The sequence below is a fragment of the Cyanobacterium sp. Dongsha4 genome, assembly GCF_036345015.1.
Taxonomy (GTDB): Bacteria; Cyanobacteriota; Cyanobacteriia; order Cyanobacteriales; family Cyanobacteriaceae; genus PCC-10605.
The window spans coordinates 2,183,389-2,208,526 of record NZ_CP084098.1 but is presented as its reverse complement, the minus strand read 5'-3'; the positions used below and the strand labels follow the sequence as shown (position 1 = coordinate 2,208,526).

General features: G+C 35.3%; 25 protein-coding genes. 15 read left to right on the top strand and 10 right to left on the bottom strand.

Annotated features, from left to right (window positions below):
• Positions 1-267: 267 nt before the first annotated feature.
• Entirely contained in the window at positions 268-1,581 is a 1,314-nt protein-coding gene (gene ctpB, locus Dongsha4_RS09600; protein WP_330202186.1) for a carboxyl-terminal processing protease CtpB, read from the bottom strand.
• A 286-nt stretch (positions 1,582-1,867) separates the two neighbouring features.
• Here ctpB and Dongsha4_RS09595 point away from each other — a divergent pair, with 286 nt between their 5' ends.
• Entirely contained in the window at positions 1,868-2,491 is a 624-nt protein-coding gene (locus Dongsha4_RS09595; protein ID WP_330202185.1) for a DUF6272 family protein, read from the top strand.
• Positions 2,492-2,593: 102 nt separating this feature from the next.
• Positions 2,594-2,947 (top strand): slr1659 superfamily regulator, encoded by a 354-nt coding sequence (locus tag Dongsha4_RS09590; protein ID WP_330202184.1) that lies wholly within the window; start codon positions 2,594-2,596, stop codon positions 2,945-2,947.
• A gap of 77 nt (positions 2,948-3,024) precedes the next feature.
• Here the strand turns inward: Dongsha4_RS09590 and Dongsha4_RS09585 are convergent, their stop codons facing one another.
• Together Dongsha4_RS09585 and crtE are read right to left on the bottom strand one after the other, a co-directional pair.
• Positions 3,025-3,483 (bottom strand): divergent PAP2 family protein, encoded by a 459-nt coding sequence (locus tag Dongsha4_RS09585; RefSeq protein WP_015219155.1) that lies wholly within the window; start codon positions 3,481-3,483, stop codon positions 3,025-3,027.
• A 13-nt stretch (positions 3,484-3,496) separates the two neighbouring features.
• Complete coding sequence (crtE, locus tag Dongsha4_RS09580) at positions 3,497-4,417, bottom strand: geranylgeranyl diphosphate synthase CrtE (RefSeq protein WP_330205416.1); 921 nt, start codon at positions 4,415-4,417, stop codon at positions 3,497-3,499.
• A 262-nt stretch (positions 4,418-4,679) separates the two neighbouring features.
• On the opposite strand from crtE, the gene Dongsha4_RS09575 reads away from it, so the two are divergent.
• From Dongsha4_RS09575 to Dongsha4_RS09565, 3 genes are all read left to right on the top strand, one after another.
• Positions 4,680-5,432: a DUF3887 domain-containing protein gene (locus Dongsha4_RS09575; protein ID WP_330202183.1), complete on the top strand. Its 753-nt coding sequence runs from the start codon at positions 4,680-4,682 to the stop codon at positions 5,430-5,432.
• A gap of 25 nt (positions 5,433-5,457) precedes the next feature.
• Positions 5,458-6,750: a phosphopyruvate hydratase gene (eno, locus tag Dongsha4_RS09570; protein ID WP_330202182.1), complete on the top strand. Its 1,293-nt coding sequence runs from the start codon at positions 5,458-5,460 to the stop codon at positions 6,748-6,750.
• Between the two features lie 215 nt (positions 6,751-6,965).
• The gene (locus tag Dongsha4_RS09565) at positions 6,966-8,645 is read left to right on the top strand and encodes an ABC transporter permease (RefSeq protein WP_330202181.1); all 1,680 of its coding nucleotides are present in this window, start codon (positions 6,966-6,968) and stop codon (positions 8,643-8,645) included.
• 335 nt (positions 8,646-8,980) lie between these two features.
• Here Dongsha4_RS09565 and Dongsha4_RS09560 read toward each other — a convergent pair whose 3' ends face one another.
• Positions 8,981-9,670, bottom strand: coding sequence for a riboflavin synthase (locus Dongsha4_RS09560; RefSeq protein ID WP_330202180.1), 690 nt, complete (start codon positions 9,668-9,670; stop codon positions 8,981-8,983).
• Between the two features lie 86 nt (positions 9,671-9,756).
• Here Dongsha4_RS09560 and Dongsha4_RS09555 point away from each other — a divergent pair, with 86 nt between their 5' ends.
• Entirely contained in the window at positions 9,757-10,044 is a 288-nt protein-coding gene (locus tag Dongsha4_RS09555) for a DUF3288 family protein (RefSeq protein ID WP_330202179.1), read from the top strand.
• Between the two features lie 177 nt (positions 10,045-10,221).
• Here the strand turns inward: Dongsha4_RS09555 and Dongsha4_RS09550 are convergent, their stop codons facing one another.
• The gene (locus Dongsha4_RS09550; RefSeq protein ID WP_330202178.1) at positions 10,222-11,511 is read right to left on the bottom strand and encodes a glucose-1-phosphate adenylyltransferase; all 1,290 of its coding nucleotides are present in this window, start codon (positions 11,509-11,511) and stop codon (positions 10,222-10,224) included.
• 184 nt (positions 11,512-11,695) lie between these two features.
• Between Dongsha4_RS09550 and Dongsha4_RS09545 the strand changes: the two genes are divergently transcribed.
• From Dongsha4_RS09545 to tilS, 3 genes are read left to right on the top strand one after another with little or no spacing between them, the layout of a single operon-like run.
• Positions 11,696-11,908, top strand: a complete 213-nt coding sequence (locus tag Dongsha4_RS09545) for a type II toxin-antitoxin system VapB family antitoxin (RefSeq protein WP_330202177.1) — start codon at positions 11,696-11,698, stop codon at positions 11,906-11,908.
• Positions 11,895-12,305 (top strand): type II toxin-antitoxin system VapC family toxin, encoded by a 411-nt coding sequence (vapC, locus tag Dongsha4_RS09540; RefSeq protein WP_330202176.1) that lies wholly within the window; start codon positions 11,895-11,897, stop codon positions 12,303-12,305. The genes Dongsha4_RS09545 and vapC overlap by 14 nt, the downstream gene beginning before the upstream one ends.
• A gap of 31 nt (positions 12,306-12,336) precedes the next feature.
• Positions 12,337-13,317, top strand: coding sequence for a tRNA lysidine(34) synthetase TilS (gene tilS / locus Dongsha4_RS09535; protein ID WP_330202175.1), 981 nt, complete (start codon positions 12,337-12,339; stop codon positions 13,315-13,317).
• A gap of 65 nt (positions 13,318-13,382) precedes the next feature.
• Here the strand turns inward: tilS and Dongsha4_RS09530 are convergent, their stop codons facing one another.
• A complete protein-coding gene (locus tag Dongsha4_RS09530) occupies positions 13,383-13,628 on the bottom strand; it encodes a hypothetical protein (RefSeq protein ID WP_330202174.1) in 246 nt (81 codons plus the stop codon).
• An 81-nt stretch (positions 13,629-13,709) separates the two neighbouring features.
• On the opposite strand from Dongsha4_RS09530, the gene Dongsha4_RS09525 reads away from it, so the two are divergent.
• Positions 13,710-14,006 (top strand): DUF2288 domain-containing protein, encoded by a 297-nt coding sequence (locus tag Dongsha4_RS09525; RefSeq protein WP_330202173.1) that lies wholly within the window; start codon positions 13,710-13,712, stop codon positions 14,004-14,006.
• A gap of 88 nt (positions 14,007-14,094) precedes the next feature.
• A complete protein-coding gene (locus Dongsha4_RS09520; RefSeq protein ID WP_330202172.1) occupies positions 14,095-15,495 on the top strand; it encodes a glutamate decarboxylase in 1,401 nt (466 codons plus the stop codon).
• Between the two features lie 236 nt (positions 15,496-15,731).
• On the opposite strand, the gene thiO is transcribed toward Dongsha4_RS09520, so the two are convergent.
• Positions 15,732-17,681 (bottom strand): glycine oxidase ThiO, encoded by a 1,950-nt coding sequence (gene thiO, locus Dongsha4_RS09515; protein ID WP_330202171.1) that lies wholly within the window; start codon positions 17,679-17,681, stop codon positions 15,732-15,734.
• A gap of 217 nt (positions 17,682-17,898) precedes the next feature.
• Here thiO and Dongsha4_RS09510 point away from each other — a divergent pair, with 217 nt between their 5' ends.
• Positions 17,899-18,840 (top strand): spermidine synthase, encoded by a 942-nt coding sequence (locus Dongsha4_RS09510; RefSeq protein WP_330202170.1) that lies wholly within the window; start codon positions 17,899-17,901, stop codon positions 18,838-18,840.
• A gap of 128 nt (positions 18,841-18,968) precedes the next feature.
• Here the strand turns inward: Dongsha4_RS09510 and Dongsha4_RS09505 are convergent, their stop codons facing one another.
• Positions 18,969-19,406, bottom strand: a complete 438-nt coding sequence (locus Dongsha4_RS09505) for a DUF4079 domain-containing protein (protein WP_330202169.1) — start codon at positions 19,404-19,406, stop codon at positions 18,969-18,971.
• A 352-nt stretch (positions 19,407-19,758) separates the two neighbouring features.
• Between Dongsha4_RS09505 and Dongsha4_RS09500 the strand changes: the two genes are divergently transcribed.
• The 3 genes from Dongsha4_RS09500 (at position 19,759) to Dongsha4_RS09490 (ending at position 22,830) form a co-directional block, all read left to right on the top strand.
• Positions 19,759-20,451, top strand: coding sequence for an aldehyde oxygenase (deformylating) (locus Dongsha4_RS09500; RefSeq protein WP_330202168.1), 693 nt, complete (start codon positions 19,759-19,761; stop codon positions 20,449-20,451).
• A gap of 253 nt (positions 20,452-20,704) precedes the next feature.
• A complete protein-coding gene (locus tag Dongsha4_RS09495) occupies positions 20,705-22,384 on the top strand; it encodes a glycosyltransferase family 39 protein (protein ID WP_330202167.1) in 1,680 nt (559 codons plus the stop codon).
• Entirely contained in the window at positions 22,381-22,830 is a 450-nt protein-coding gene (locus Dongsha4_RS09490) for a hypothetical protein (RefSeq protein ID WP_330202166.1), read from the top strand. The genes Dongsha4_RS09495 and Dongsha4_RS09490 overlap by 4 nt, the downstream gene beginning before the upstream one ends.
• A gap of 108 nt (positions 22,831-22,938) precedes the next feature.
• Here the strand turns inward: Dongsha4_RS09490 and Dongsha4_RS09485 are convergent, their stop codons facing one another.
• Entirely contained in the window at positions 22,939-24,237 is a 1,299-nt protein-coding gene (locus Dongsha4_RS09485; RefSeq protein WP_330202165.1) for a TldD/PmbA family protein, read from the bottom strand.
• Positions 24,238-24,330: 93 nt separating this feature from the next.
• Positions 24,331-24,909, bottom strand: a complete 579-nt coding sequence (locus tag Dongsha4_RS09480) for an alpha-ketoglutarate-dependent dioxygenase AlkB family protein (protein WP_330202164.1) — start codon at positions 24,907-24,909, stop codon at positions 24,331-24,333.
• Positions 24,910-25,138 lie beyond the last annotated feature (229 nt).

Sequence of the window (25,138 nt, the reverse complement as noted above, 5' to 3'; positions counted from 1 at the left end):
AATTTTAACCTGAGTTTTGGATAAGCTGAAAGCGTTATTTTCTCGTAATCGGAAAACCTTATAGCTTCTTAGAAATAACCATAAAATTGCCTTAACCCGAACTGACGTTAAATAGTTGATAATTAAGAATTAAGAATTAAAAACTCCTAATTTCGTTCACGACTGAAAGGAGTGTAAGAGCCGAAGGTGAACTCCCCGAACTCATTTCTCCCTAGCACCTGAAACCTGAAACCTAACCTTATCCGATATTCTTAAACCGAACTGACGTTATTTTAAAATACTGCCATAACTATTATTGTTATGATTTAACTTACCCACTGTGCGTAAGATTGCGATCGCTTTTGAGTATTGAGAATCAGCTTTAGTAGCGATTAATGATGGGTCTTGACTTAATAAATACTGTTCTTCTCTGGTTAAGGCTTGAACAATATCGGGCGCAATACCTTTTTTGTTGATGTTTGTGCCACTAGGGGGGTAATAACGGGAAATTGTCACAGCTAACCCTGAACCATCTGAAAGGGAATGAACTGATTGAACTGTACCCTTACCGAAAGTGTTTGTACCTACAAGAGTAGCTCGACTATTTTCTTTTAATGCCCCTGCCAAAATTTCACTAGCACTAGCAGAATCACCATCGACTAAAACCACTAAGGGTAAATCAGTAATGGCGGAATTATCTGCAGAAAAAGTTTGATGTCCTCCTTGGCGGTCAACTATATCTACAATTTCTCCTTGAGACATCCACATTCTGGCAATATCCACACTGGCAAATAATAATCCCCCCGGATTACCCCGTAAGTCTAAGACAAAACCTTGGGCTTTTTGTTGATTTAATTCTCTGATGGCTTTTTGCATTTGTTCGGCGGCATGAGAACTAAATTCTTCTAGTTTGATATAACCAATATTCAATTCTCCTTCTCTTTTCATGGCAAAATCTACGGAAGGAACTTCAAATTGGGCGCGAGTGACGCTTACATTAAAGGCAGGTTTTCCTCTTCTGGCTATTTCTAGGTTTACATCTGTTCCTAATTCTCCTTTCAGGGCTTCTGAGGCTTGATCTAAATCCATTAAAGCCGTTGGTTTTCCATCTATTCTGACGATGCGATCGCCTCTTTGTAAACCTGATTCTTCTGCAGGAGATTGACGAATAGTTTCAATAATATATAAATCTTGGGTACGAGGATCAATAGCAATACGAATACCTACCCCTGATACTTCTCCCGATGTCTGACTGGTAAGAGTTTCAAATTGTTCGGGAGGCAAAAACCGAGTATAGGGATCACCTAATTCTTTTAAGGCTTGGTTAATGGCACGATAGGCTTGTTTTTTACTACTATAATTCTTTTCTAATAATTCTTCTCTTTTCTTAATCCAATCAATCCGATTAAAATTGCGATCGACAAATTCATTATTAATAATTTGCCACACCTCATCTACCACTACTTTAGGGCTATCCACCATTTCCGCACGGGCTTGTTGAGGAATAGAAGAGGTTAAAAACCCACCAATGGCAAAAGAAGCGAGAAACGACTTTAAAAGGGGGTGTTTTTTTCTGCTAGATTCGTTACCTGACTGATTCATAAGTCTGAGAATAAATGTAATTGGTCTTTTTTCAATGAGAAGAAGCGGAAAAAGTGTCTAGTTAGTCACATTCTTTCAGTAAGGGCAAGAATTGGATTTTGCTGATAAAAATTTCCCCGCTACTTCCGCTATTTTTACATTCTACATTTTAAATTATCAATTTGTGTGGGAAATAATGCTTTAGAGTTTGCGAATAAATTATTAAGTATGTTCGGTGCAGAATCAGGAAAGATTTACTCAACTTCTTTAGTTCTGAGAGTTAAGCAAAATATTATAATAAAAATAGATGCAATATCATAGAATTAAAATTGGTCATAGAATGCAAACTTTTGGTAACTTTATTGATAAATTTCCTCCAGAACAAGATTCCCTAGAATTAACTTTTACACCTACTTCTATTCCTCTTAAAAAACGTTGGCGTAATAATCGCTTATCTGCTTATTTTATTGCAGATTATTTTACTACTTTTTTACCCTTAGATGATAGCCAAATAGAGGAACAAAAACGCATTCAAGAAAGTAAATCTGCAGTTTCTTATGTAGCTAATGAACTTTTAGAAAATGCAATGAAATATAATTACGAGGAAGCACATTCCCAAATAAAATTTGGAGTTCACTTTCTGCAAAATAGTAGTTTAATAGCTGTTGTTTTTGCCAGTAATAGTGTTACTATTAATAATCAAAAAAAATTAGAAAATTTTATTAATAAACTGCAAAATAATGACCCAGAAAATTTGTATATAGAACACTTAGAAAAAAATGCCTTAGAAGAAGAACAGTGTTCTGGTTTGGGAATTTTAACTATTATTAATGATTATAACGGGGAAGTCGGTTGGAAGTTTGAAAAAATGTCTTCTCAAAACCATAAAAGTTTTTTTCTAGTCACTACAATGGTACAGATAGAGGTTTAAATTCCTATATACTATCTATATTATTATCAATAATTTTAATCTCATTTTTTGTTATAAAATATTTAATAGTAATTAAAAAAGTATTTACTAAACATAGAAAATATGCAAGATCAAAAAATTCAAGGAGAAGATTATTTAGTAGAGTTTAACGCTGATAATTGGGCAGTTACATTCAAAGGAGAATTGAGTTTAAGTGGTCCTCAAGAATATTCCCCCATTAAAGATTTGCTAGAATCAGTCGCAGATAATGACCCAGAAAATATGACAATTAATCTCAAAGAGCTACATTTTTTAAACAGTTCTGGTATTAGTATGTTGTCAAAATTCGTAATTAGTTTGAGAAAAAAAAAGAAATTACAATTAATTATTTTAGGATCAGAGCAGATTCCTTGGCAAAAAAAATCTCTAAAAAATTTACAGAAGTTTCTACCAGGTTTAAAGTTGGAAATAAACTAAAAATGGTTTATTAAAAGTAAAATTTATTGTTATTTTTCCTCACACAATTGACATAGATAATTTGTGTTTAACAGAATTTATTTAGAGAATAAAGGAAGTAAAAATAAAGAACTTAATATCCCCAATAACAAGCCTACTAAAACTTGAAAAGGAGTATGCCCTAATAATTCTTTTAATCTTTCTTCGTTAAAGTCCTCATGACGCAAAAATTCATCCATAATTTGATTTAAAATTCTCGCTTGTTTTCCCGCCGCTTGTCTAACTCCTGCCGCATCATACATAACTATTACCGCAAAAATAGTTGCGATCGCAAATTCTGGAGATGACCAACCTAAAATTTGTCCTGTACCTGTAGCCAATGCACCCACTAAAGCAGAATGAGCACTAGGCATTCCCCCTGTACTTACGATATAGCGAAAACTAAATTTCTGATTAGCAATAGTATCCACAGAAACCTTAATAATTTGAGCCAAAAAACAGGCTAATAAGGGGATAACTAAAAGTTTATTAGAAAATATATCCCTTAATACTTCCATTTTCTTCCTTTTCCTAATTTTTACGGTTAATAATATACTCAGCAATAGCACGTAATGGTTGAGCCTTATCTCCGTATATGTCCAACTGTGCGATCGCATTTTTGATTAAGTCTTCTGCTTTTTGACGGGAAGTATCCAAACCCCAGATACGAGGATAGGTAGCCTTTTGAGCAGAAATATCTTTTCCCGCAGTCTTGCCCAACTCCTCAGAAGTAGCAGTAACATCAAGAATATCATCAACAATTTGAAAAGCTAAACCAATATTTTGGGCATACACCGACAATCTAGCTAAATCATCCTCAGAAGCACCAGCCAAAACAGCACCAGAAGAAACACAGGCTTCTAATAAAGCTCCTGTTTTACGACGATGAATGAAACTCAAAGTATCTGCAGTAACATCCGCTTTTCCCTCACACTCTAAATCTAAAACCTGCCCACCAACTAAACCATTTGCCCCAACTGCTTTACCTAAAATAGCCAAAACCTTAACAATCCTTTCCGATGGAATACAAGATGTTTTGATAGCCACAAACTCGAACGCATAAGCGAGTAAACCATCCCCCGCTAAAATTGCAATATCTTCACCATAAACTTTATGATTTGTCAATCTTCCCCGACGATAATCATCATTATCCATCGCTGGTAAATCGTCATGAATCAATGACATAGTATGAATCATCTCTAAAGCACAAGCCGTAGGCATAGCCACATCCTCAGTTTGTCCTAACAATTCAGCTACCGCTAAACACAAAATAGGACGTAATCTTTTTCCCCCAGCCAACAAAGAATAGCGCATTGCCTCATAAATTTTCTCCGGCTTTTCTATGGGCAAAGAGTCATCTAGTGCCTTCTCAACAATTTCTTTCTTTTCTTGTAAATAAACTTTTAAGTTAAAAGGGCTATTTATATTAGGTTTAATATCGGTTTTTACCATTGTATTGACAATATAATTACGATGTATGCTTTGATCTGATTCTTGATCAATTATCAATGATTAATGACTATAGATCAAGATAATTCCCATGACCTAAACAAAAATTAAAAGCAGACAAAGTTAAAATTTACAACCTATTTTGTCCAATTACTAAAAGAGAAATGGTAATTCTAATGGTGTAAGATTAAGCAGTAGTCTAATAAAGACTAGGCTAACGATTATTTTTAGTATTAACCTACTCAGATTTAGTTATTTAATTTTCATGAAAATTAGTCGTTTTATCGCTGTTGGTACTTTATCCGCTTTATTGGCAGGATTTAGTTATCAAACCTCTGGCTATGCTCAAAAGTTACATTTACCTTTCCTAGCGGCACAGTCAGACACTCAAGATACATCAGCAATCCTCAAAGAAAAAGCGGAAACAATGATTGAGCTTTTTTTCGCTCAGGATTTTGAGAAAATAACTCCTTATGCAACTCCAGAGTTAAGAGATGATTTATCTCAAGAAAGAATGGAGCGTTTATGGAATAGAGTGAATACCAATAACGGTAACTTCAAAGCGAGAAAGCAAACTCGAGTTATTGAAACCCCCGGCAGTGATTTAGTTATCGTTACCTTAGAATTTGAAAATATCACCGAAGATTGGATGGTTATTTTTAATGATAGCCAAGAAGTTGTAGGCGTTGACTTTCCTACCTTTGAAAATATTGAAACCATCGCCCAACAATTTGTGGAAGATATAGCACAAGGGAATTATGGTGAAGCTAGAGGTTTTCTCCATCCCTTCCTCAAGGAAACTATTTTTTCCAAGCAAATAGAAACTGGATGGAATCAAATTATTGCTCAAAATGGTGATTTTAAAGGCATTAAGGATATGCGAGTTAGATTAGGCTCGACTATTGATAGTACGGATATAGTTGTGATGGATTTGCAATTCAATCGTGCTGATGAGCAAATTGTCATTATTTTTGACAGTTCTAGGAGTATTATTGGTTTAGATTTTGTTGAACAATAGACAAGAAATTAAGTAGAGTTGATTTATGTTAGAACAAGAGTCCATGTTAATTGAAGATATTATCGCTAGAGAAATTTTAGATTCTCGGGGAAAACCTACTGTAGAAGCTGAGGTGCGTTTAGAAAGTGGTGCGGTAGGTATTGCTCAAGTTCCCAGTGGTGCTTCTACTGGTACATTTGAAGCCCATGAATTGCGTGATGGTGATTCCCGTCGTTACGAAGGTAAAGGTGTCTTAAAGGCAGTAGATAACATCATTGAAAAAATTACCCCTGTATTGTTAAGTTTAGATGCTTTTGATCAAGTTGCTGTGGATACGGCAATGATTGATAGAGATGGTTCAACAAATAAGAAAAATTTGGGGGCAAACGCCATTTTAGCGGTTTCTTTGGCTAATGCAAAAGCGGCGGCGGCTGAGTTGGGAATTCCTTTATATCGTTATTTAGGTGGCCCTCTGGCTAATGTTTTACCTGTGCCGATGATGAACGTTTTAAATGGTGGTTCTCATGCCAATAATAATGTGGACTTTCAGGAATTTATGATTATGCCTGTTGGGGCGGAGTCTTTTTCTGAGGCTTTAAGGTGGGGTGCTGAAATTTTTGGTTGTTTGAGTAAAGTCTTAAAAGAGAAAAACTTACTAACTGGTGTGGGTGATGAGGGAGGTTATGCTCCTAATTTGGCTTCTAACCAAGAAGCTCTCGATTTATTAGTAGCTGCGATCGAATCTGCTGGTTACAAACCCGGCACGGATGTAGCTTTAGCGATGGATGTAGCGGCTAGTGAATTTTACAAGGATGGACAATATGTCTATGATGGTTCTGCCCATTCTCCCAGTGAGTTTATCTCATATTTAGAAGAATTAGTAAGTAAATATCCAATTATTTCCATTGAAGACGGTTTACAAGAAGAAGACTGGGATAACTGGAAAATTTTGACTGAAAAATTAGGTTCAAAAATTCAATTAGTGGGAGATGACTTATTCGTAACTAACCCCACCCGCTTACAAAAAGGTATCGATTTAGGAGTTGCCAATTCCATCTTAATCAAATTAAATCAAATTGGTACTTTAACTGAAACTTTACTCACTATAGATTTAGCGACCCGTAAGGGATATACTTCTGTAATTAGTCATCGTTCTGGAGAAACAGAAGATACTACTATTGCTGATTTGGCGGTAGCTACTCGTGCAGGGCAGATTAAAACTGGTTCTTTGTGTCGTAGCGAGAGAGTGGCTAAATATAATAGATTATTGCGCATTGAACATGAATTGGGCGATCGAGCTGTCTATGCTCCTAAAGTTGGTTTAGGGCCTCTTGTCTAACTTTGAGTCGAGATAGGTGATTAGGTGAGAGAAGTAAGTAGGGGCTTAGGGTATTAGGGTATTAGAGAGAAGTGAATTAAGCATTTTTGCCTTTTGCCCGTTATCCTTGCCCTTTGACTTTTTGACTTGAAATTTAGGAACTTAACAACCATAACTAACGTTATTATGAGAAAAGAATAATTCATTGAGTAAATAAATAAGGAGAGATAGGGAGTATGTTCAGGCAATTTTATCCCCATGTTGTTGATTCTATAGGTGCGAGAAACCCCCAATTGTTTAGAGAAGTGAAAGGTAAGTTGAAACCCAAAAATGTTGCCATCGTTTCTTTAGCATCAATTATTGGTCAAATATTACTATATCTTTACTTCAATAATTTATTACCTACGGTAAAACATCGATATAGTAACCGTTATTGCACTGCTACTCCTGCCGATTCTTATTCTCATTTTGGAGTGTGCCAAGAAGATTTATTAGGCAATATTATGACTCTGAAAGAATTATGGTGGTTAGATGTATTTACTACCATGAGCATTATGGGTATTTTTATTCTCTTGGTAGTTGGTAGTTATATGTTAATTGACGATATTTGTAAAGAAAATACTCGAAATACTCTTAATTTTCTCCGTCTAACTCCTCAATCTGCCATGACTATTCTGGCGGGAAAAATGCTTGGTGTACCTATATTAGTCTATCTCTTTGGTGCTTTAGCTCTTCCTTTACATTTTTTCACAGGTTTGAAAGCAAATATCCCCCCTATTTTAATTTTCGGTTTTTATCTAGTGTTAGGGGCTAGTTGTTTATTCTTCTATACAGCTAGTTTATTGTTTAGTTTAGTTTCTAATGGTTTAGGTGGTTTTCAGGCATGGCTAGGTAGTTTAGCTATTTTCTTTTTCTGTTTAACCAATATGGGGGTTTCTTTAGAGGCTTATCGCTGGAGTGCAACGTCTTTTGATTGGTTTGCACTTTTTTATCCCGGAATGTTTCTAGTCTATTTAGTTAAAGCAACTTTTCTTTCTCCTAATACCATTGGCTATTTATCTGCAGAAGGATTAAGTAATCTTAATTGGTATGGTAATTTTTGGTGGCAAAATAGTTGGAGTGGTTTTGCTTTAATTATCGCCAATTATGGTGTTTGGACTTTCTGGTTATGGAAGGGTGTTAAACGTCGTTTTCATAATCCCCATGAGGTAGCGATTTCCAAATATCATAGTTATTTAATTTCCGCTTGTTTTATTGTCTTCAACCTTGGTTTTACGTTACAAGAAAATAGTCTTTCAGGTTCTGATTTTAAGGATAAGTTAATCGTTTTTCTGATTGTTAATTTCTTTTATCTTTTATTGATAACTCTTGCTTTAACTCCTCAACGACAAACTTTACTTGATTGGAGTCGTTTTCGGTACGAAAATTTTAACCATCGACATTTAGCTAAAGATTTATTATTAGGAGAGAAAAGTCCTGCTATAGGTGCGATCGCACTTAATATTTTACTGATAAACTTATATGTAACCCCTGCTATTGTAATTTTTTCATGGGGTGAAGATAAGGTATTGATGCTCACAGGATTAATTCTTGGGGCACTGATGATGGTAATTTACGCTACGATTTATCAACTATTATTATTATTAAAAACCAAAAAAAGAAATCTCATTGCTACCACTGTAGTCAGTACCTTAATTATTGCTCCATTTTGGAGTGTTATTATTACAGGTAGTTCTGGATTGGCTAATTTTTGGCTATTTTCTCCTTTCCCCGCAGTAGCAGTAGCAGAGGTTTCATTTTTACCCTTGTTAGTTAGTTTCTTAACTCAGATTGTGGTAATTATTGGTTTTAATTATCAGCTTAAAAAAATGTTGAATAAAGCTGGAGAGTCTGAAACTAAAGCCTTACTTAGCTAAATCAAATAGCTTTAAACAAGGTAGTTTATGTCAATCAATTATTAGTACTATTGCCTTTTGCCCTTCTCCCCTTTTAAGGGCAGGGAATGGGGAATAGGCACTCTTGCAATAGTTTTTAATGGTTTATGGTTATAAATTGATAATCTAAACATTTTTAACTACTTCTTAATCCTCAAAGCTCTAAAATCCTATATTCTTTTACTGGCAATAGTTTTAGCGTTTTTGTATTTCTACTTTGAAACAGTCCTGCCTTTTAAGGGGAGATACAGAGGGGTTTTTCTTTGCCTACCTTAACCGACAATTTTATATCGACCTGGGGTCAAACTGAGGCGATTTTATAGATAACCGTGAGTTGCCAAAAAATCTAAGCTAATATCTTCTTGAATAGATTTTCCGAGACGATGACTAATTAATCTGTCCACATATTTACCCAAAATATCACTCTCTAAATTAACCCAATCTCCCGCTTGTAATAAAGATAAATTAGTTTGAGCATAAGTGTGAGGAATAACCGCAACAGTAAACCATTCCCCAGATTGACTATCACACCTTGCAATAGTTAAACTAACCCCATTAACGGCAATACTAGCCTTAGAAACAATATAAGGAGCAATATATTCTTGCCATTGCCTTTTTAGCTCAGAGGGGAAAGAAAAAGTCATTTCCCACGACTGCTGTTTATTTACTGACTCTATTAAACAACCAATTCCATCTACATGACCACTCACAAAATGTCCCCCAATCTTACTACCCACTCTGAGCGAAGTTTCGAGATTAACTTTTTTCTGTTTAATAGTACTTTTTCCCAATGTTGTACGTTGCAGAGTTTCAGGGGAAGCAGTAGCGGTAAAGCCTCCTTGCAAAATCTTTTCTACTGTTAAACAAATACCATCAACAGCAACACTATCTCCTATTTCCAAATCATGACAAATAAGATGTTGGGCTTGAGAGTCAATATCTATCTGATATAAATCATTTCCTAAATTTCTGATTTGTCCAATCCCTTGTACTAATCCAGTAAACATCTACTTTGTTTCATCTTCAATATGACTTTTTACTATAATACTTTGGATTAAGGGCAATAAATGATAAAAATAATTTTTATAACATCATGGCAATAGATCAAAAACATCCTTTAGGACACATAGATAGAGAAATAGTTAAACAAATATTTGTTGAGGGGAAAAATGACTATAATTTAGCGGAAGTGGCAAGGCTAAAAATACGCTACCAAAATTTTCCCGGTGCTAGAGATATTCAATTTGACTTGGACTCCATCTTACAACAATGGGAAATGACGGAAGATGAATTATTTGCAGAATCAAGGAAGTTGCATCAAGATAGATCTATCTATCGCAAAAAAGTGAAAGGGGATGAAGACAGAGAAGATTGGAGTTAATCTAAGTTTAATCCAAAATTGTAGGTTAGGGTAGGCAAGAGGTAAACCCCCTTTCCTTTATCCCCCCTTTCGAGGGGTGAGGGCAAAAGTGTATAATTAACTTCTCTCTAATACCCCAATCCCCTAATCTCCCAACAACCTTACACCCCAACACCCTAAACCTTTACGATAAATTCTCTAAATAACTGTGTTATCAGGAATAACAGCATTTTTGATAATGACGATAATGCCATTACGGATTAAGAAACCTTCATCTTCTCGATTAGCTTCTTCCACTCTGTCTTTATTTGTGATGATAACGTTTTGACCTATTCGTGCATTTTTGTCGATAATAGCTCTTCTTATGGTGGAGTTTGCTCCAATTCCAACTGGAACGCTACCTTGTTCAATTTTGCTTTTTCTGGCACTAAAAGGCTCGTAGAAATCAGCACCCATTACTAAAGTATCTTCGACAATGCAGTTGTTTTCTATGCGAGTACGAACTCCTAATACACAGTGATTAATACGACATTCTTTGATGATGCAACCCTCGCCGATAATGGATTGGGTTACATTAGAATTTAAGAGTTTGGTGGGAGGCAAATAACGAGAACGAGTATAAATAGGTGCTTTTTCGTCGTAGAAACTGAAATCAGGTTGAGGTTGATTGGTTAGAGCTAAATTTGCGTCATAGAAAGCCTCAATAGTTCCAATATCTTCCCAATAACCTTTATATAAGTATGCCTGAATGCGATGATCTTTTGCGGCAAAGGGGATAACTTCTTTTCCGAAGTCTGTTTGATTGGGATTTTGTCTTAGTAGTTTTTCTAATACTTCTTTTTTGAAGACATAAATACCCATTGAAGCAATATAGGGTTTTTCTTTAGCTTGTTCAGGATTTAAACCTAAAATAGAGGTATCTACAGCCATCTGTTTGAGGGCTTCTCCTTCTGGTTTTTCACTGAAGCTGATAATTCTGCCACTATCATCGATTTTCATTAAACCGAAAGCTGAGGCTCTTTGTTCGTCAATGGGTACAACGGATATAGTAATATCGGCATTAGTGTCACGGTGATGTTGCACAAATTTACTATAATCCATGCGATAGAGATGATCTCCTGATAAGATAATATATTCATCTACATCCCATTCTTCAAATAGCCATAAGTATTGACGTACTGCATCTGCTGTACCCTGAAACCAATCAGGATTTTCTTTGGTTTGTTGGGCGGCTAATACTTCTACAAATCCATCACTGAAGCCTGAAAAGTTATAGGCTTTGCTAATGTGACGGTTTAAGGAAGCAGAGTTAAATTGGGTTAAAACGTAGATTTTTAATATCTCTGAGTTGATACAGTTGCTAATAGGAATGTCTATTAAACGATATTTCCCCGCTAAAGGCACGGCTGGTTTTGCCCGTAGTTTGGTGAGGGGGTAAAGTCTTGTACCTGCGCCTCCGCCTAAGATGATGCTTAGTACTCTTTTCATAAAATTTTTCTATCAAATAGCTTTTATTAGAAAGTTTATTGGTTAATGGTCAATCAGACAATGATAATTATTGAATAGTTCGGAGTTTGAAGTTAGGGTGTTAGAGTGTTAAGGGTGTTGGGAATTCAGCTAACTTTGTACATAGTGTTTATAATATTGTATATTGTGTTGATTGTTTGCTATTATGAAAACAAATATTGATCTGGATGAAAAACTTGTAAAAAAAGGCTTTGCTATCACAGGATTGAGAACCAAAAAAGAATTAGTGAATTTTGCTTTAGCTGAATTAGTCAAAAATCACACTCAAAAAGACCTTTTAGAATTGGCGGGGGAGATTGAATTTATCGATGGTTTTGGCACTAATATGGTAAGAACAAATCGTTATGTTATTGATTGATACGTCAATTTGGATTGAAGTGTTACGGGATAAGTCCAAGATTAAGTCAGCACAACTCAAAAAGATGATTGATGGAAGAAATTATTTCCTTCCTATTTTTGCCAGAATGGAACTTTTACAAGGATGCAAAGACGAGATTGAGTGGATAAAAATAAGTTCTTATCTAACAAGACAAAATTATCTTGAACCTGATTATTCTTCCATTTGGGATAATTGTGCTAGGTTATATTTTGAGCTTCGCCGTAAGGGAGTTACTATTCGCAGTAATATTGACTGTGCCATCGCAGTTATGGCTATGGAGAGTAATTTTATCTTATATCATTGTGATAGAGATTTTGAAGCAATCGCTAAATATACTGTTCTTAAACAAAAGAAACTTAATCTTATATCTGGTTAATCATAATCAAGATTTTATTCAATCTGTATTTATGGGTGAATCTGTTTGGACTTTAAATCATGCTAGGTTGCATAAGTTATTAAAAGATAGAGACTTATTGCCTAAATCGAGCAGAATTTTGATTGCTGTTTCTGGTGGCCAGGATTCTCTCTGTTTAGCTCGTTTGTGCTTAGATTTACAGTCTAAATGGTCTTGGAAAATTGCGATCGCACATTTTGATCATCAATGGGAATGCGATCGAGGTTTAAGTTCTCATATTGCTAAGATATGTGATGATTGGGGGGTTAATTTTTATCTATCTCGAGCCCAAGAAAAAATTAGGGAAAGGGAAGGAGAGGCAAGAAAATATCGTTATGAAGCCTTGATTAATATTGCTAATGAGTATGATTTTAATTATCTTTTAACAGGACACACAAGAAGCGATCGCGCCGAAACATTTATCTATAATTTAATGAGAGGAGCAGGAATAGAAGGGTTAACTGCGTTGAATTGGAGGAGAAAAATAAATGATAATTTAACCCTTGTACGCCCTTTGCTCGATTTTACAAGGCAAGAAACAGGGCAATTTTGTCATAAGTGGCAGTTACCAGTATGGGAAGATAAATATAATCAAGAGCGTAAATTTGCTCGTAATCGCATTCGTTTAGATTTAATGCCTTACTTACAAACAGAATTTAATCCTCAAATAGAAAAACATTTAACCCAAACTGCCGAAATTCTTAGGGCAGATTTAACCTATTTAAAACGGGAAACAGCCAGACTTTATGAACAAGTTTATAATCCAGAAAATAACAGCTTAAAATGTGAAGAACTCAGAAAAATTAGTCTTAATTTCCAAAGAAGAATTGTTAAGGATTTTTTAGCCCAAAACTTGCAAAAGATGCCTAATTTTGAGCAGATAGAAGCGGTTGTTAAGTTAATTGAATCCCCTAACCTCACTGCTACTTCTACTTTAATTAAAAATAAAATTGCTCAAGTCAAAAATAGGGAAATATTGATCAAAAATAATTAAACTTTTTTCAGCAGAAGAACTAAAAAAGTTCGATATGGTAATACTATATTAGTTGTGAAACATCTTTACCATTTTAAAATAGCTTTATCTATTCCTTGTTCTCGTCTAACTTTGCTATCTTTTTCCATCCAAGCAATAATTTGTTCACTACTTAAAGAATCTACTGAAACACCTAAATCTTGAGCTATTAACTGTAAAACTCTCAAGGAAGAAATTGTCAATCGAGTTAAAAATTTTTCTTCCGAAGTTAATAGACTTGCCTCCACCGCTAAAGATTCTTCTTGAGTTAAAAATTGTTGATTATTAAGCATAATTATTTCTAAATAGTCTATTTTTCCGATTATCAATCACTGGTACAATAACCAAAAGTGATATTAAGTAATTATTGATTCATGTCAGATTTTAAAGCACAATTAAAAGAACAGTTAGCAGAAGTTGATTGGAAAGATTTAATACCCCACGCTCAAAGAGATGCTCTTATTATTGTACACCCTCAACTAGATCTTATTGAAGTAGGATGTGCGATCGCACTTGATGATACTTTCTTAGTACAAAATTGGATTAGTGAGCAGTTAATAAAAAAACCCTCTTCAGAAGAATTGAGTAACTGGAATGAAGAACCAGAAATAAAATTTAAAACCTTGATTGTGCAACCCTTTGTCATCGCTTCGGTTAGTTCTCCCACCTAAACTAAGTTTAAATTAATCAAGGATATTTTTTGTTGAAATCATCAATTTGTCAGCTAACCTGATGTTGAGGATTCAATAAATTTTAGTTATGGCACTTTCAGAAAAAGATTTTATTCGTGAATATATCAACGATGATATTTACGCATCAGTCGATTTATCTAAAGCGATGCCGAAGTATCGGTTTCCTGACAAAGAAAACGAACCCCGCCATGTTTATCAATTGATTCACGATGAATTAATGCTTGATGGTAACGCTCGTCAGAATTTAGCTACATTTTGTCAAACTTGGCTCGAACCAGAAGTTCATAAACTCATGGATGAGTGCATAGATAAAAATATGGTAGATAAAGACGAGTATCCCCAAACAGCAGAACTAGAATCTCGTTGTGTTCATATGTTAGCAGACCTTTGGAATTCCCCTGATGCGGTAAATACCATGGGATGTTCTACCACTGGCTCTAGCGAAGCGGCAATGCTTGGCGGATTAGCGATGAAATGGCGTTGGCGCAAAAAAATGGAAGCCCTAGGCAAACCAACAGACAAACCTAATTTAATTTGTGGACCTGTGCAAATATGTTGGCATAAATTCGCCCGTTATTGGGATATAGAGTTGCGAGAAATTCCGATGGAAGAAAACCGTTTATTAATGACTCCTGAAGAAGTGATTAAGCGTTGTGATGAAAATACCATCGGTGTTGTGCCAACCCTTGGAGTAACGTTCACCTGTGGCTATGAACCAGTAAAAGCGGTTAGTGATGCTTTAGATAAACTACAAGAGGAAAAAGGTTGGGATATACCAATTCATGTGGACGGGGCTAGTGGTGCTTTTCTTGCTCCCTTTTGTGTTCCAGAATTAGAATGGGATTTTCGCCTACCTCGTGTTAAATCCATCAATAGCTCTGGACATAAATTTGGTTTAGCACCTCTGGGATGTGGTTGGATTATTTGGCGTGATAAAGAAGACTTACCCGAAGAACTAATTTTCAAAGTCAATTATCTAGGCGGAGAAATGTCGGTATTCGCTCTCAATTTTTCTCGTCCTGGGGGTCAAATAATTTGTCAATACTATAATTTTTTGCGTCTGGGAAAAGAAGGCTACCGCAAAATTCAAATGGCCTGTTATGAAACTGCCCAATATTTAGCTGAAGAAATAGCAAAAATAGAGCCTTTCGAGATTCTATATAATGGTGATGAAAAATCAGGGATTCCAGCCATAAGTTGGAAAATCAAAGATAATTATGACACAAAAGGCTATACCCTTTATGATTTTGCCGATCGCCTCCGTTCTCGTGGTTGGCAAGTTCCTGCTTATTCCTTACCTGCTAATTGCCAACATATGGTTATTCAACGTATTTTAGTTCGCCATGGTGTCAGTCGAGACTTAGCATCTTTATTAGTTGAAGATATGAAGCGTTGTCTTGATTATTTTGAAAAACATCCCATTTCTAAACCTTTAACTGCCCAAGAAGCAACCGGGTATCATCATTAATTTACCTCTGTTGTTCAGCAGAAATGTTTGATTTAGTTAGGTTTTAGGGTGTTGGGGTATTGGGAGGATAGGGAGATGACAGAAGAGAGAGTTTGGAGTTAGTTAGGGGCGAATGGCTATTCGCCAGTACAAGAGTTAGGGGTTTTTAATTCTTAATTATCAACTATCTACCTTTGCCCTCCCCCCTCTCGAGGGGGGATAAAGGGGGGTTTACCCTTTCCCCTTTTAACTTTGCCCTATTTAATAACTCCAGTTAAAGGAGAACTAGCATTAGCATGAGTTTTAATCGGAATACGTCCTGCTTGATAAGCCATTCTACCTGCTTGGGTAGCTAATCCCATAGCTTTTGCCATTTTCACGGGATTTTGAGCAAGTGCGATCGCACTGTTGATTAATAAAGCATCTGCACCAATTTCCATACCTAAACAGGCTTCGCTAGGAGTGCCAATCCCCGCATCAATCACAACAGGAACATTAGACTGCTCAATAATAATTTTGATATTTTCTAAATTTTTAATACCCTGCCCTGAACCAATGGGAGAACCCAATGGCATAACTGTAACACATCCGACTTCTTCTAAACGTTTGCATAGTAAAGGATCTGCATTAATATAGGGTAACACCGCAAAACCCTCTTTAACTAACTGCTCCGCCGCTTGTAGTGTTCCGATCGGATCTGGTAATAAATATTTAGAGTCGGGTATAACTTCCAGTTTGACAAAATTATTATCTTCTTGACCAAGTAATTTTGCCATTTCTCTTCCTAAACGCGCCACTCTGATGGCTTCTTCTGCATTAGTACATCCTGCGGTATTCGGGAGCATCCAAATACGCTTCCAATCAAGGGCTTCGGCTAATCCCTCATGACCCGGTGCATTACTTTGTACTCGTCTAACGGCAACCGTAACAATATCGCAACCACTAGCAATCACACTTTGTTGCATTAAGGGGATAGTTTTATATTTACCTGTACCTGTCATTAAACGAGAATTAAATTTTCGTCCAGCAATTATCAAAGTATCATCATCGCTACTCAAATCAGGAGTAGAAGTAGAAATTAGTTTACCGTTATTAAGAGGGGTAGGATAGTTCATAATCGAAGAAGTAGAGGGGGATAAATTTTCTTGAAAACGTTGATAAGTAAAAGGTTTAATTAAAGGTTCTGTAATTTTATCACTTACTAGGTTACTAATTAGTTGGGCGGTAATCGGTGCTAATAAAATACCATTGCGATAATGCCCTGTCGCTAGAATCAGATTTTGGGCATCTCCATAACCAAAAATTGGTTTTTCATCGGGAGTGCCGGGGCGATAGCCATACCATGTTTCTAATAATTGCCAATCTGCTAAAGGAGGATAAAGTTTTATCGCTCTTTTCAATAGTTCATTAATACCTTGGGCGGTGTTGCCTTCGTGCCATCCTTTATCTTCTACCGTTGCCCCGACAATTAATCTGCCGTCTTGTTTGGGTACAAGGTAGGTATTATCTCCGAAAATTACCCTTTCTAAGGGCATTTCTAAGGGCATTTTTAGGCTTAACATTTCCCCTTTTATGGGTTTTACAGGTAAAGGGTTAAGTTTACCGCTCCATGCACCTCCGGCAAGAATATAAATATCTGCTGAAAATATACCTGATTTGGTTAAAACATTTTTGATTTTGCCGTGTTCCCGACTAAATGCGATCGCCTCTACTCCTTCTTTTATTTCCACACCAAGGGATTGAGCTACCTGTAACAACATTTTACCTAAGCGACGAGGATCAACTTGTCCTTCTTCGGGATACCACCAACCGCCGACAATATCTTCACTCAGGTTAGGCTGATAATATTGGAGGGTTTTTTTATCTAACCAAGCACTATGATAATCCTGCTCTATTTTCTGGGGAGCTTGATACACAGGGGCAATGATACCACAGGGGTTAAAATCGGTATCTTCTCCACTAATTTGCTCTAATTTTGCTACCCATTCAGGATAAAGAGCTAAACTCGCTAAAGCTAAATCTAACATTTCTCCTTGAGGCAACCCCTCCGCCCTAGGTGCTAACATTCCTGCGGCGGCGTTAGTGGCGGCTTGTTGATAGTTTCGGCTGAGGATAGTGACACCGATACCCCTTAATTTTAACTCAATGGCGATCGCCAGTCCAATAATTCCTCCACCAATGATAATAATTTCGTTGGTAGCTTTCATATTTTATTTTTCTTACTCTTAATTATTCTTAGTCTAACTTAAATAGAGTGTAGAAATCTCTTTAAAATCTTTGATACAACCGTCCGTTCAATACTAAAATCTTCGGTGTGAAACAGGTGTTGAGTATCAGGTAAAAAAATTGATAAAAACATTGGTTTCAAGATAAAAAAATTGTTACAATATAAGTTTGCATTTTATTAGGAGAACAACGGCAATTATGGCTGGATCAATCGTCAACGCTGATGTTTGGATTAGTGAGTATATTACCCCTTACGATATTTATGCTCACGGAATTACCAGTATTTTGGCACATAAGAAAACCCCTTATCAAGAAATGTATATTGTGGAAAGTGGTGCTTATGGTAAGGCTTTGGTATTGGATGGTAAATGGCAATCTTGTACAGGAGATGAGTTTTTATACCATGAAGCATTAGTGCATCCAGCGATGGTAAATCATCCTAATCCTGAAAATGTTTTGATTTTAGGGGGCGGAGAAGGTGCAACCACCAGAGAAGTTTTCCGTTGGCATAGTGTGAAACAAGCGAAAATGGTGGACATTGATGGAGATGTGGTAGAAGCCTGTAAAGAGTATTTACCAGAAATGCACCAAGGTTCATTTGATGACCCTCGTTTAGATTTAGTGATTGGTGATGCTTTTGAAGTTATTGATAATAGTGAAGCAAAATGGGATGTAATAATTTCTGATTTGTCTGACCCCATTGAAGAAGGACCTTCTTTCCAATTATTTACTCAAGAATATTTTGCCCGTCTTAAGAAGATTTTGAGAGAAAATGGCATCGTTGTAATACAAGCAGGTCCGATCGCACCTGCCAATTTACATATTCATGGACGTTTAGTAAATACCCTTAAAACAGTTTTTAGCAACGTTCACTCTTATTTTGCTCCAACTTGTACTTACGGCTCATCATGGGGCTTTGCGATCGCCTCTGAGGCAACATTTGAAACTAGACCTAACCCAGAAAAAGTTGACCTTTTACTCGAACAAAAAACCACTGCTGATTTTCGCTCTTTTGATGGTATTAGCCTATTAGGAATGTTACAAGCTCCGGGTTATGTACGTCAATGTATTGAGAAAGAAACAGAGGTTTATACTATTACAAAACCGCCCAAATTCTTCGGAAAAGGAGTTAGTAATTAACCTCAGTTCAGTTTAAGAATATTGGGTAAGGTAAGGTTTAGGGTTTCAGGTGTTAGGGTTTGTGTGAATTAAACACTTTTGCCTCTTGTCGAACTTAAATTACTATTTAAGGTCAAACTGAGGTAGTTTTAAGGCAGATATTTTTGGACAACAAATAAACCTGTCAAACCCACTGTCAGTAAGGCAAAAAATAAAGCAATATTTACATTAACATGAAGTTTCCTTGCCCAAGGGCGAGAAGGATGTATCTGAGTTGAAGTCCATGCAGATAATAAAACTAATGTAACAACGGTTAAACCCGCAGGTAGATGCCAAGAGTGTCCTAAGCTACCATAATATCCAATAGTTCCGATTAAACCGATGGATAAAAGAACAAGAATAAGAATCACTAAGATTGTGCCTGTAATCCAATGAAAAGGACGCAACCAAGAAGGACGAGGTTTTTTTTCTGTGCGATTTTTCCATAAATATATTCCTGAAAATGCGAGGAGTAAATATCCTGTGATACTTAATCCCATTGACCAAGCGGCAATTTTCCACAACCAGAGAAAAGAAGGTAAATTCATCAGAATTAAAAATGAAAAGGACTATTGCAATTTAGTGAACAGTAAATAGATTTCAATTAAAAATTGAGAGTTAAGAGTTTCTTTCCCTCTCCCCCAATCCCTCACCAAAACTTAACTCTAATAACTAATTGTAACCATTAACGATAGTCTATTTTCCAGTGATTATTAATAAATGAAGGGATAAAGTATCAGTAAAAGTAATCAGAAGCAAACCTCAATGTGGAATAAAAACCGATAAGATAGGTAACAACTAAATTAAAATGAGTGATTATCTTGTCTTCATAAAAGACGACCTTTGAAGTCGTTAAGTTTAGATTTGCTCACATAAACTATACAGGAGATTTAACAATTTATGCAACAACTTGTCGAACCTACCATAGACTTCAACAGTGACGTATATAAGGATGCTTATAGTCGCATTAATGCCATTGTAATTGAGGGTGAACAAGAAGCCCATGATAATTATATGGATATGATAGCCATGCTTCCCAACCATGAGAAAGAATTAACAAGTTTGGCGAAAATGGAATTTCGTCACAAAAAGGGTTTTCAATCCTGTGGTAGAAATTTGAGTGTCACTCCTGATATGGATTTTGCTCAAAAATATTTTGCCGAGTTACACAATAATTTCCAAAAAGCTAAGGAAGAAGGAAAAATTGTCACTTGTTTACTCATTCAGGCTTTAATTATTGAAGCATTTGCGATCGCAGCCTATAATATTTATATCCCCGTAGCTGATCCTTTTGCTCGTAAAATTACTGAAGGTGTTGTAAAAGACGAATACTTACATCTTAACTTTGGTGAAGAATGGTTGAAAGCCAATTTTGAGGCATCTAAAGCAGAATTAGAAGAAGCTAACCGTCAAAATTTACCTATTATCTGGAGAATGTTAAATGAGGTAGAAACAGACGCAAAAACTTTAGGAATGCCCAAAGAGGAGTTAATTGAAGACTTTATGATTAGTTATGGAGAGGCTTTAGCTAATATTGGCTTTTCTACCCGTGACATTATGAAAATGTCCTCCTATGGTTTAAGAGGAGCATAATAGGGTTTAGGAGTTAGGAGTTAGGAGTTAGGAGTTAGAAGTTATTAATTATCATCAACTATTTACCTTTGCCCTTTGCCCCTTGCCCTTTGCCCTTTTAACTTTCACCTTTGCCCCTTGCCCTTTTCTTAATTACTAAAGTTCTTCGTTTTGGAACTATTTGCTATAGTAGTTATTTAAGTTCTCTCATTTAGCCATTGAGGAAATTTTGAGATTAATAGAGAACTGTCACCTCCCCACAATCTACTATGCTATGAACCGTCAAATATTTACATGGGAAATTCCCCTTTATAGACTGAAATCAAAGGAAATTTGGTGGGAATGGTTTTATGTTCTCATTTTATTTTGTGCTGCGATTTTTTTATTTTCTCTCAATTTAGGAGCGTTACCTTTAAGGGATTGGGATGAGGGTACATTTGCTCAAGTGGCTAGAGAGATTTATGAATCATCTTTTTCTCATTGGCACTGGCTTTTCCCCACAATTTGGCATCAACCCTATCTCAATAAACCGCCTCTTATTCACAGTTTGACGGCTGTAGTATATAATTTCTTTGGTGTTAGTGAATTCTCCACACGCATCATAGGAGCAACTTTGACTGCTAGTTCTGTTCCTTTGCTCTATTTACTGGCTAGAGAGCTATTTCTGCCCCGTTACTATGCCTTATTCTCATCATTAGCTTATCTGACTATGATGCCTGTAATACGCCATGGACGTTTGGCGATGTTGGATGGTGCGACTTTATGTTTTCAAATTTTGCTATTCCTTTGTTTGTTAAAAACTAGAAGGGATTTGCGGTGGGCTTTTCCTGTTGGTCTTAGTTTAGCATTAATTTGTTTAACGAAGGGATGGATGATGGGAGTATTATTAGGTGCGATCGCATTTTTGTTTATTTTCTGGGATACACCGAGACTACTTACTTCTTTTTATCTTTGGAGTGGCATTATTTTGGGGGTTTTACCTGTTGTTGCTTGGTATGCGGCTCAGTATCTTTATTATGGAGAAACTTTTATTCATACTGCTATTCAAGAGCAATCTTTGAATCGGGTGTTTACTGCCGTAGAAGGTAATCAAGGAGCGGTTTGGTATTATTTAGTAGAATTAATCAAGTATCCTTATCCTTGGATTTTCTTAGCATTGTGGGGATTCAAACTTGCTTGGGAAAATCTGAATTGGAGTTGGTCAAAATTTATTTTAATTAATAGTAGTATTTATCTTATTGTAATCTCCTTAATGGGCACAAAACTTCCTTGGTATGTAATGCCCATATATCCGTCTCTTGCTTTAGCAGTGGGAGTGGCTTTAGGAGAAGTCAAATCTCTACCCTCTTATATTTCTTACCCTTCTGCTTGGAAACAATTTTTCTCTTTGCTTACAGTTGCGATTATGGGGGGTTTCATTTATTTTGCCATAACAAAGCCACAGGATCAACATTTACTGACAATTTTCATTCTACTTTTTATTACTTTTTTATCGGTAACTATACTGTTAAGAAAAAAAGACCAACAATTTATTCCTGTGTTATTTTGGGGAATGTTTGTATCCTTAATGGTGTTTTTCTCCTCGAATCATTGGTTGTGGGAGTTAAATGAGGCTTTTGCTGTTAAACCAGTGGCAAACTTAGTCAATGAATTTGTACCTAAGAACAAAAAGGTATATATTAATTTTGATTATGAGCGCCCATCCTTAAACTTTTATAGTGAGCGTCAAGTCACAGCTATCAATGAAGAAGAATTGAAACAATTAGTCAAATCACCTAACTATTTACTGGTTAATAACAACATATTAGAGAGTTTAAATCTCGTTTCTGATGATGACAATATTTACTGTAATTTATCTGATAATATTTCTGAAAAATCGACTCATTCATTTAATTGTTTTGAAGCCATTACTAAACCTAAATCAAATTTCACTCTTTTAAAACCCATTCAATGAATAATATCAACCATTTATTAAAACAATTACATTTACCATCAACTAACCGTAAAAAGTATATAACTCTCAAGAAAGTTGGTATTAGCTTACTATGGTTTATTTTTTGGTTACTAATTTATGGTATTTGTGTCTTCATTCAACCTGAATTTGTATTTATTCCTATGTTGTTAAATTTACCTTTAGCGACTTTTTTTTGTATAGGAATTATTATACAATTTTTATCTATTTTTATTTTTCACTATCCAGAATCTTATGATATTCTTGTTAAGTTTTTAGTCTTTGTTTTTTCTTTTTCTCTGAATTTTATTTATCGTAATTTAATTTTTCAAAATCCTATTACCCTAGGAAGAATCATTAGGTTTAGAGTTATCGAATTTTTCGCTTGGCTTATTCCTTGGTTAATTACTATCTTGTTTTTAGGAACAATTGTACGATTAACTCAGTAATTGCTTATATATAAAATTATAAAATTGTTGATGAAAGTGATTAGGGCTTATTAGGGTGTTAGGGAAAAACTTATATTCTTAAGGGGCTGGTAAATTGCTAATGGCTAATCAGCTATCACTTACGACTGAGAGATTATCTATAACTATGGAGGGAGTATAACAAGCACCACTCCAAACTATATCAGATGCGATCGCACTTACTTCTTGTAAACACTGATAAACATTACCAGCTAACATCGTGTCTTTAATCCTGCCCTGAATTTCTCCATTATCAACTAAGTAACCTAAATCAATATTGAAAGAAAAATCTCCAGAAATATCTGCACCGCCTCCGAGAATTTGATCTACAATAATACCGTAATTCATATCTTTCACTATTTCTGGAAAAGATTTATTACCTTCACTAATTACTAAATTTACTAAGTCTGGACTTGGATAAGCCCCTAAACCCCCACGAAAACCATTGCCCGTATTATTTATGCCCAGTTTAGAAGCGGTTTTTTTATCCGTATAAAAACTTTTTAAGACTCCTGCTTCTATCAAAGTTAAATTTTGAGTCATGCTACCCTCATCATCAAAAGGGCAATCATAGGGTTTCAAATCTGGTTGTTGCTTTAAAGTTAAACAAGGAGAAATAACTGTTTTTCCTAAAGATTCACTCCAAGGGGATGATTTATCAAGAATATATTTTCCATTTAAGGCTTCGGTGACGGTATCCCAGAGAGTTACGACGGCATTAGGAGTGAATAAGACTGGTATTTTGCCTGTTTTGATAGCAACGTTTTTTTCTGCCCATTCTAATCGTCTTAAAACTGATTCAATGATTCTCGTTAAATTAATATGCCCATGGGAGTATTCTCCGTCATAAATGCCTAAAAAGTCTTCTTCTCTTACTAATTCCAATCCCAGAGATGCACTTTGACTAATATCTTTCTGTTGACAATATAATCCTTGAGTATTGATTAATGTTGTGGTTTCTCTTTCCCATTCCACATCCAAATTAACAATTGCTTCAGGATATAAATCTAAAATAGATGCGATCGCATCTTCTCCTTCTTTTATAATTTTTTTATCTTGATCAATAAATCTTTCCGAGCTACCATCATAATTAGAATAAATTAAGTTATTAGCATCATTTAAAAATATCTCTTCAGGATCATTCAAATCAGAAATTGCGAGGGCTTTGGCAATTAAATCATTAGCATCAAACTCCCCATAAGCCAAAGCTAAACCCGGTTTATTATCTCTCCATAAACGTAACGCAACCCCAGAAACTTGAGAAGACTCAATTTGTTTTAAACGATTAGCCGAAAAACAAATCGGGCGAGAATAAGATTCTACTTGATAAACTTCTGCATTTTTAATTCCTTGTTTTTTTACTAAATCTAGTAAGTTTTCTGGTTGCATAAAATTAATCTAAATTCGGGATAAGTTGAAAACACTATTTTATCGTTTCCTAGTAATTAAGAATAAAATCACCTTAACCCCAACAAACATTATTTATTTAATCCAACGAAAAGTAAGATTAATTCTTTCAGAAACAGGCTTACTGGTTTTAGGAATTTGATGTAACCAATAGTGCTGAGTTTCTCCTGCCATAATCAATAAACTACCATGACGCAAAATAATTTCTTTTCTTAGAGATTGACTTTTATTCCTCGGTTTTAACAAAAATCGTCTCTCTCCCCCAAAACTGGCAGAAGCTATCACAGGATTTTTCCCTAATTCTGGCTCATTATCGCTATGCCATCCCATACTATCTTTACCATGACGATAATAATTTAGTAAAACACTATTAAACTCAATCCTGATAACTTTTTCAATTTTATGTTTAATAGCAATCAAAGTTTGATTCCACTTTTGGGCAGACATGGTGATATGAGAGTAAGTATAGATTTTACCTTCATCACCATACCATGCTGTTAAACGAGGTTCTAAATGAGTTTTCCCGAATAATGTTATTTGTTTTTGTTGCCATTGTATTTCCGCTTTCAACTTTTCTAGCAATAAAGTGGCTTCTTTTTCAGACCAAAAATTTTCATGATAAATAATTTCACTGTGAGGTAAATCGACAATCATTATAGTTTTTTATTCTGGGATTTTTGCTCAAAAACTAGGTAAAATATTTGACTTTTTACTATAATTATGCTCAATTCTTATTTAAAAAGTTCTCCATTATCTGCTATGAGTTATTAGATTAAATAAAAATAGCAAATCCATAGAAACTAAATTAATCTTTTATGATAATTAAAACTATATAGATTATAATTTATATCAATTATTTTCTATTAATTTATTAGAGATAATA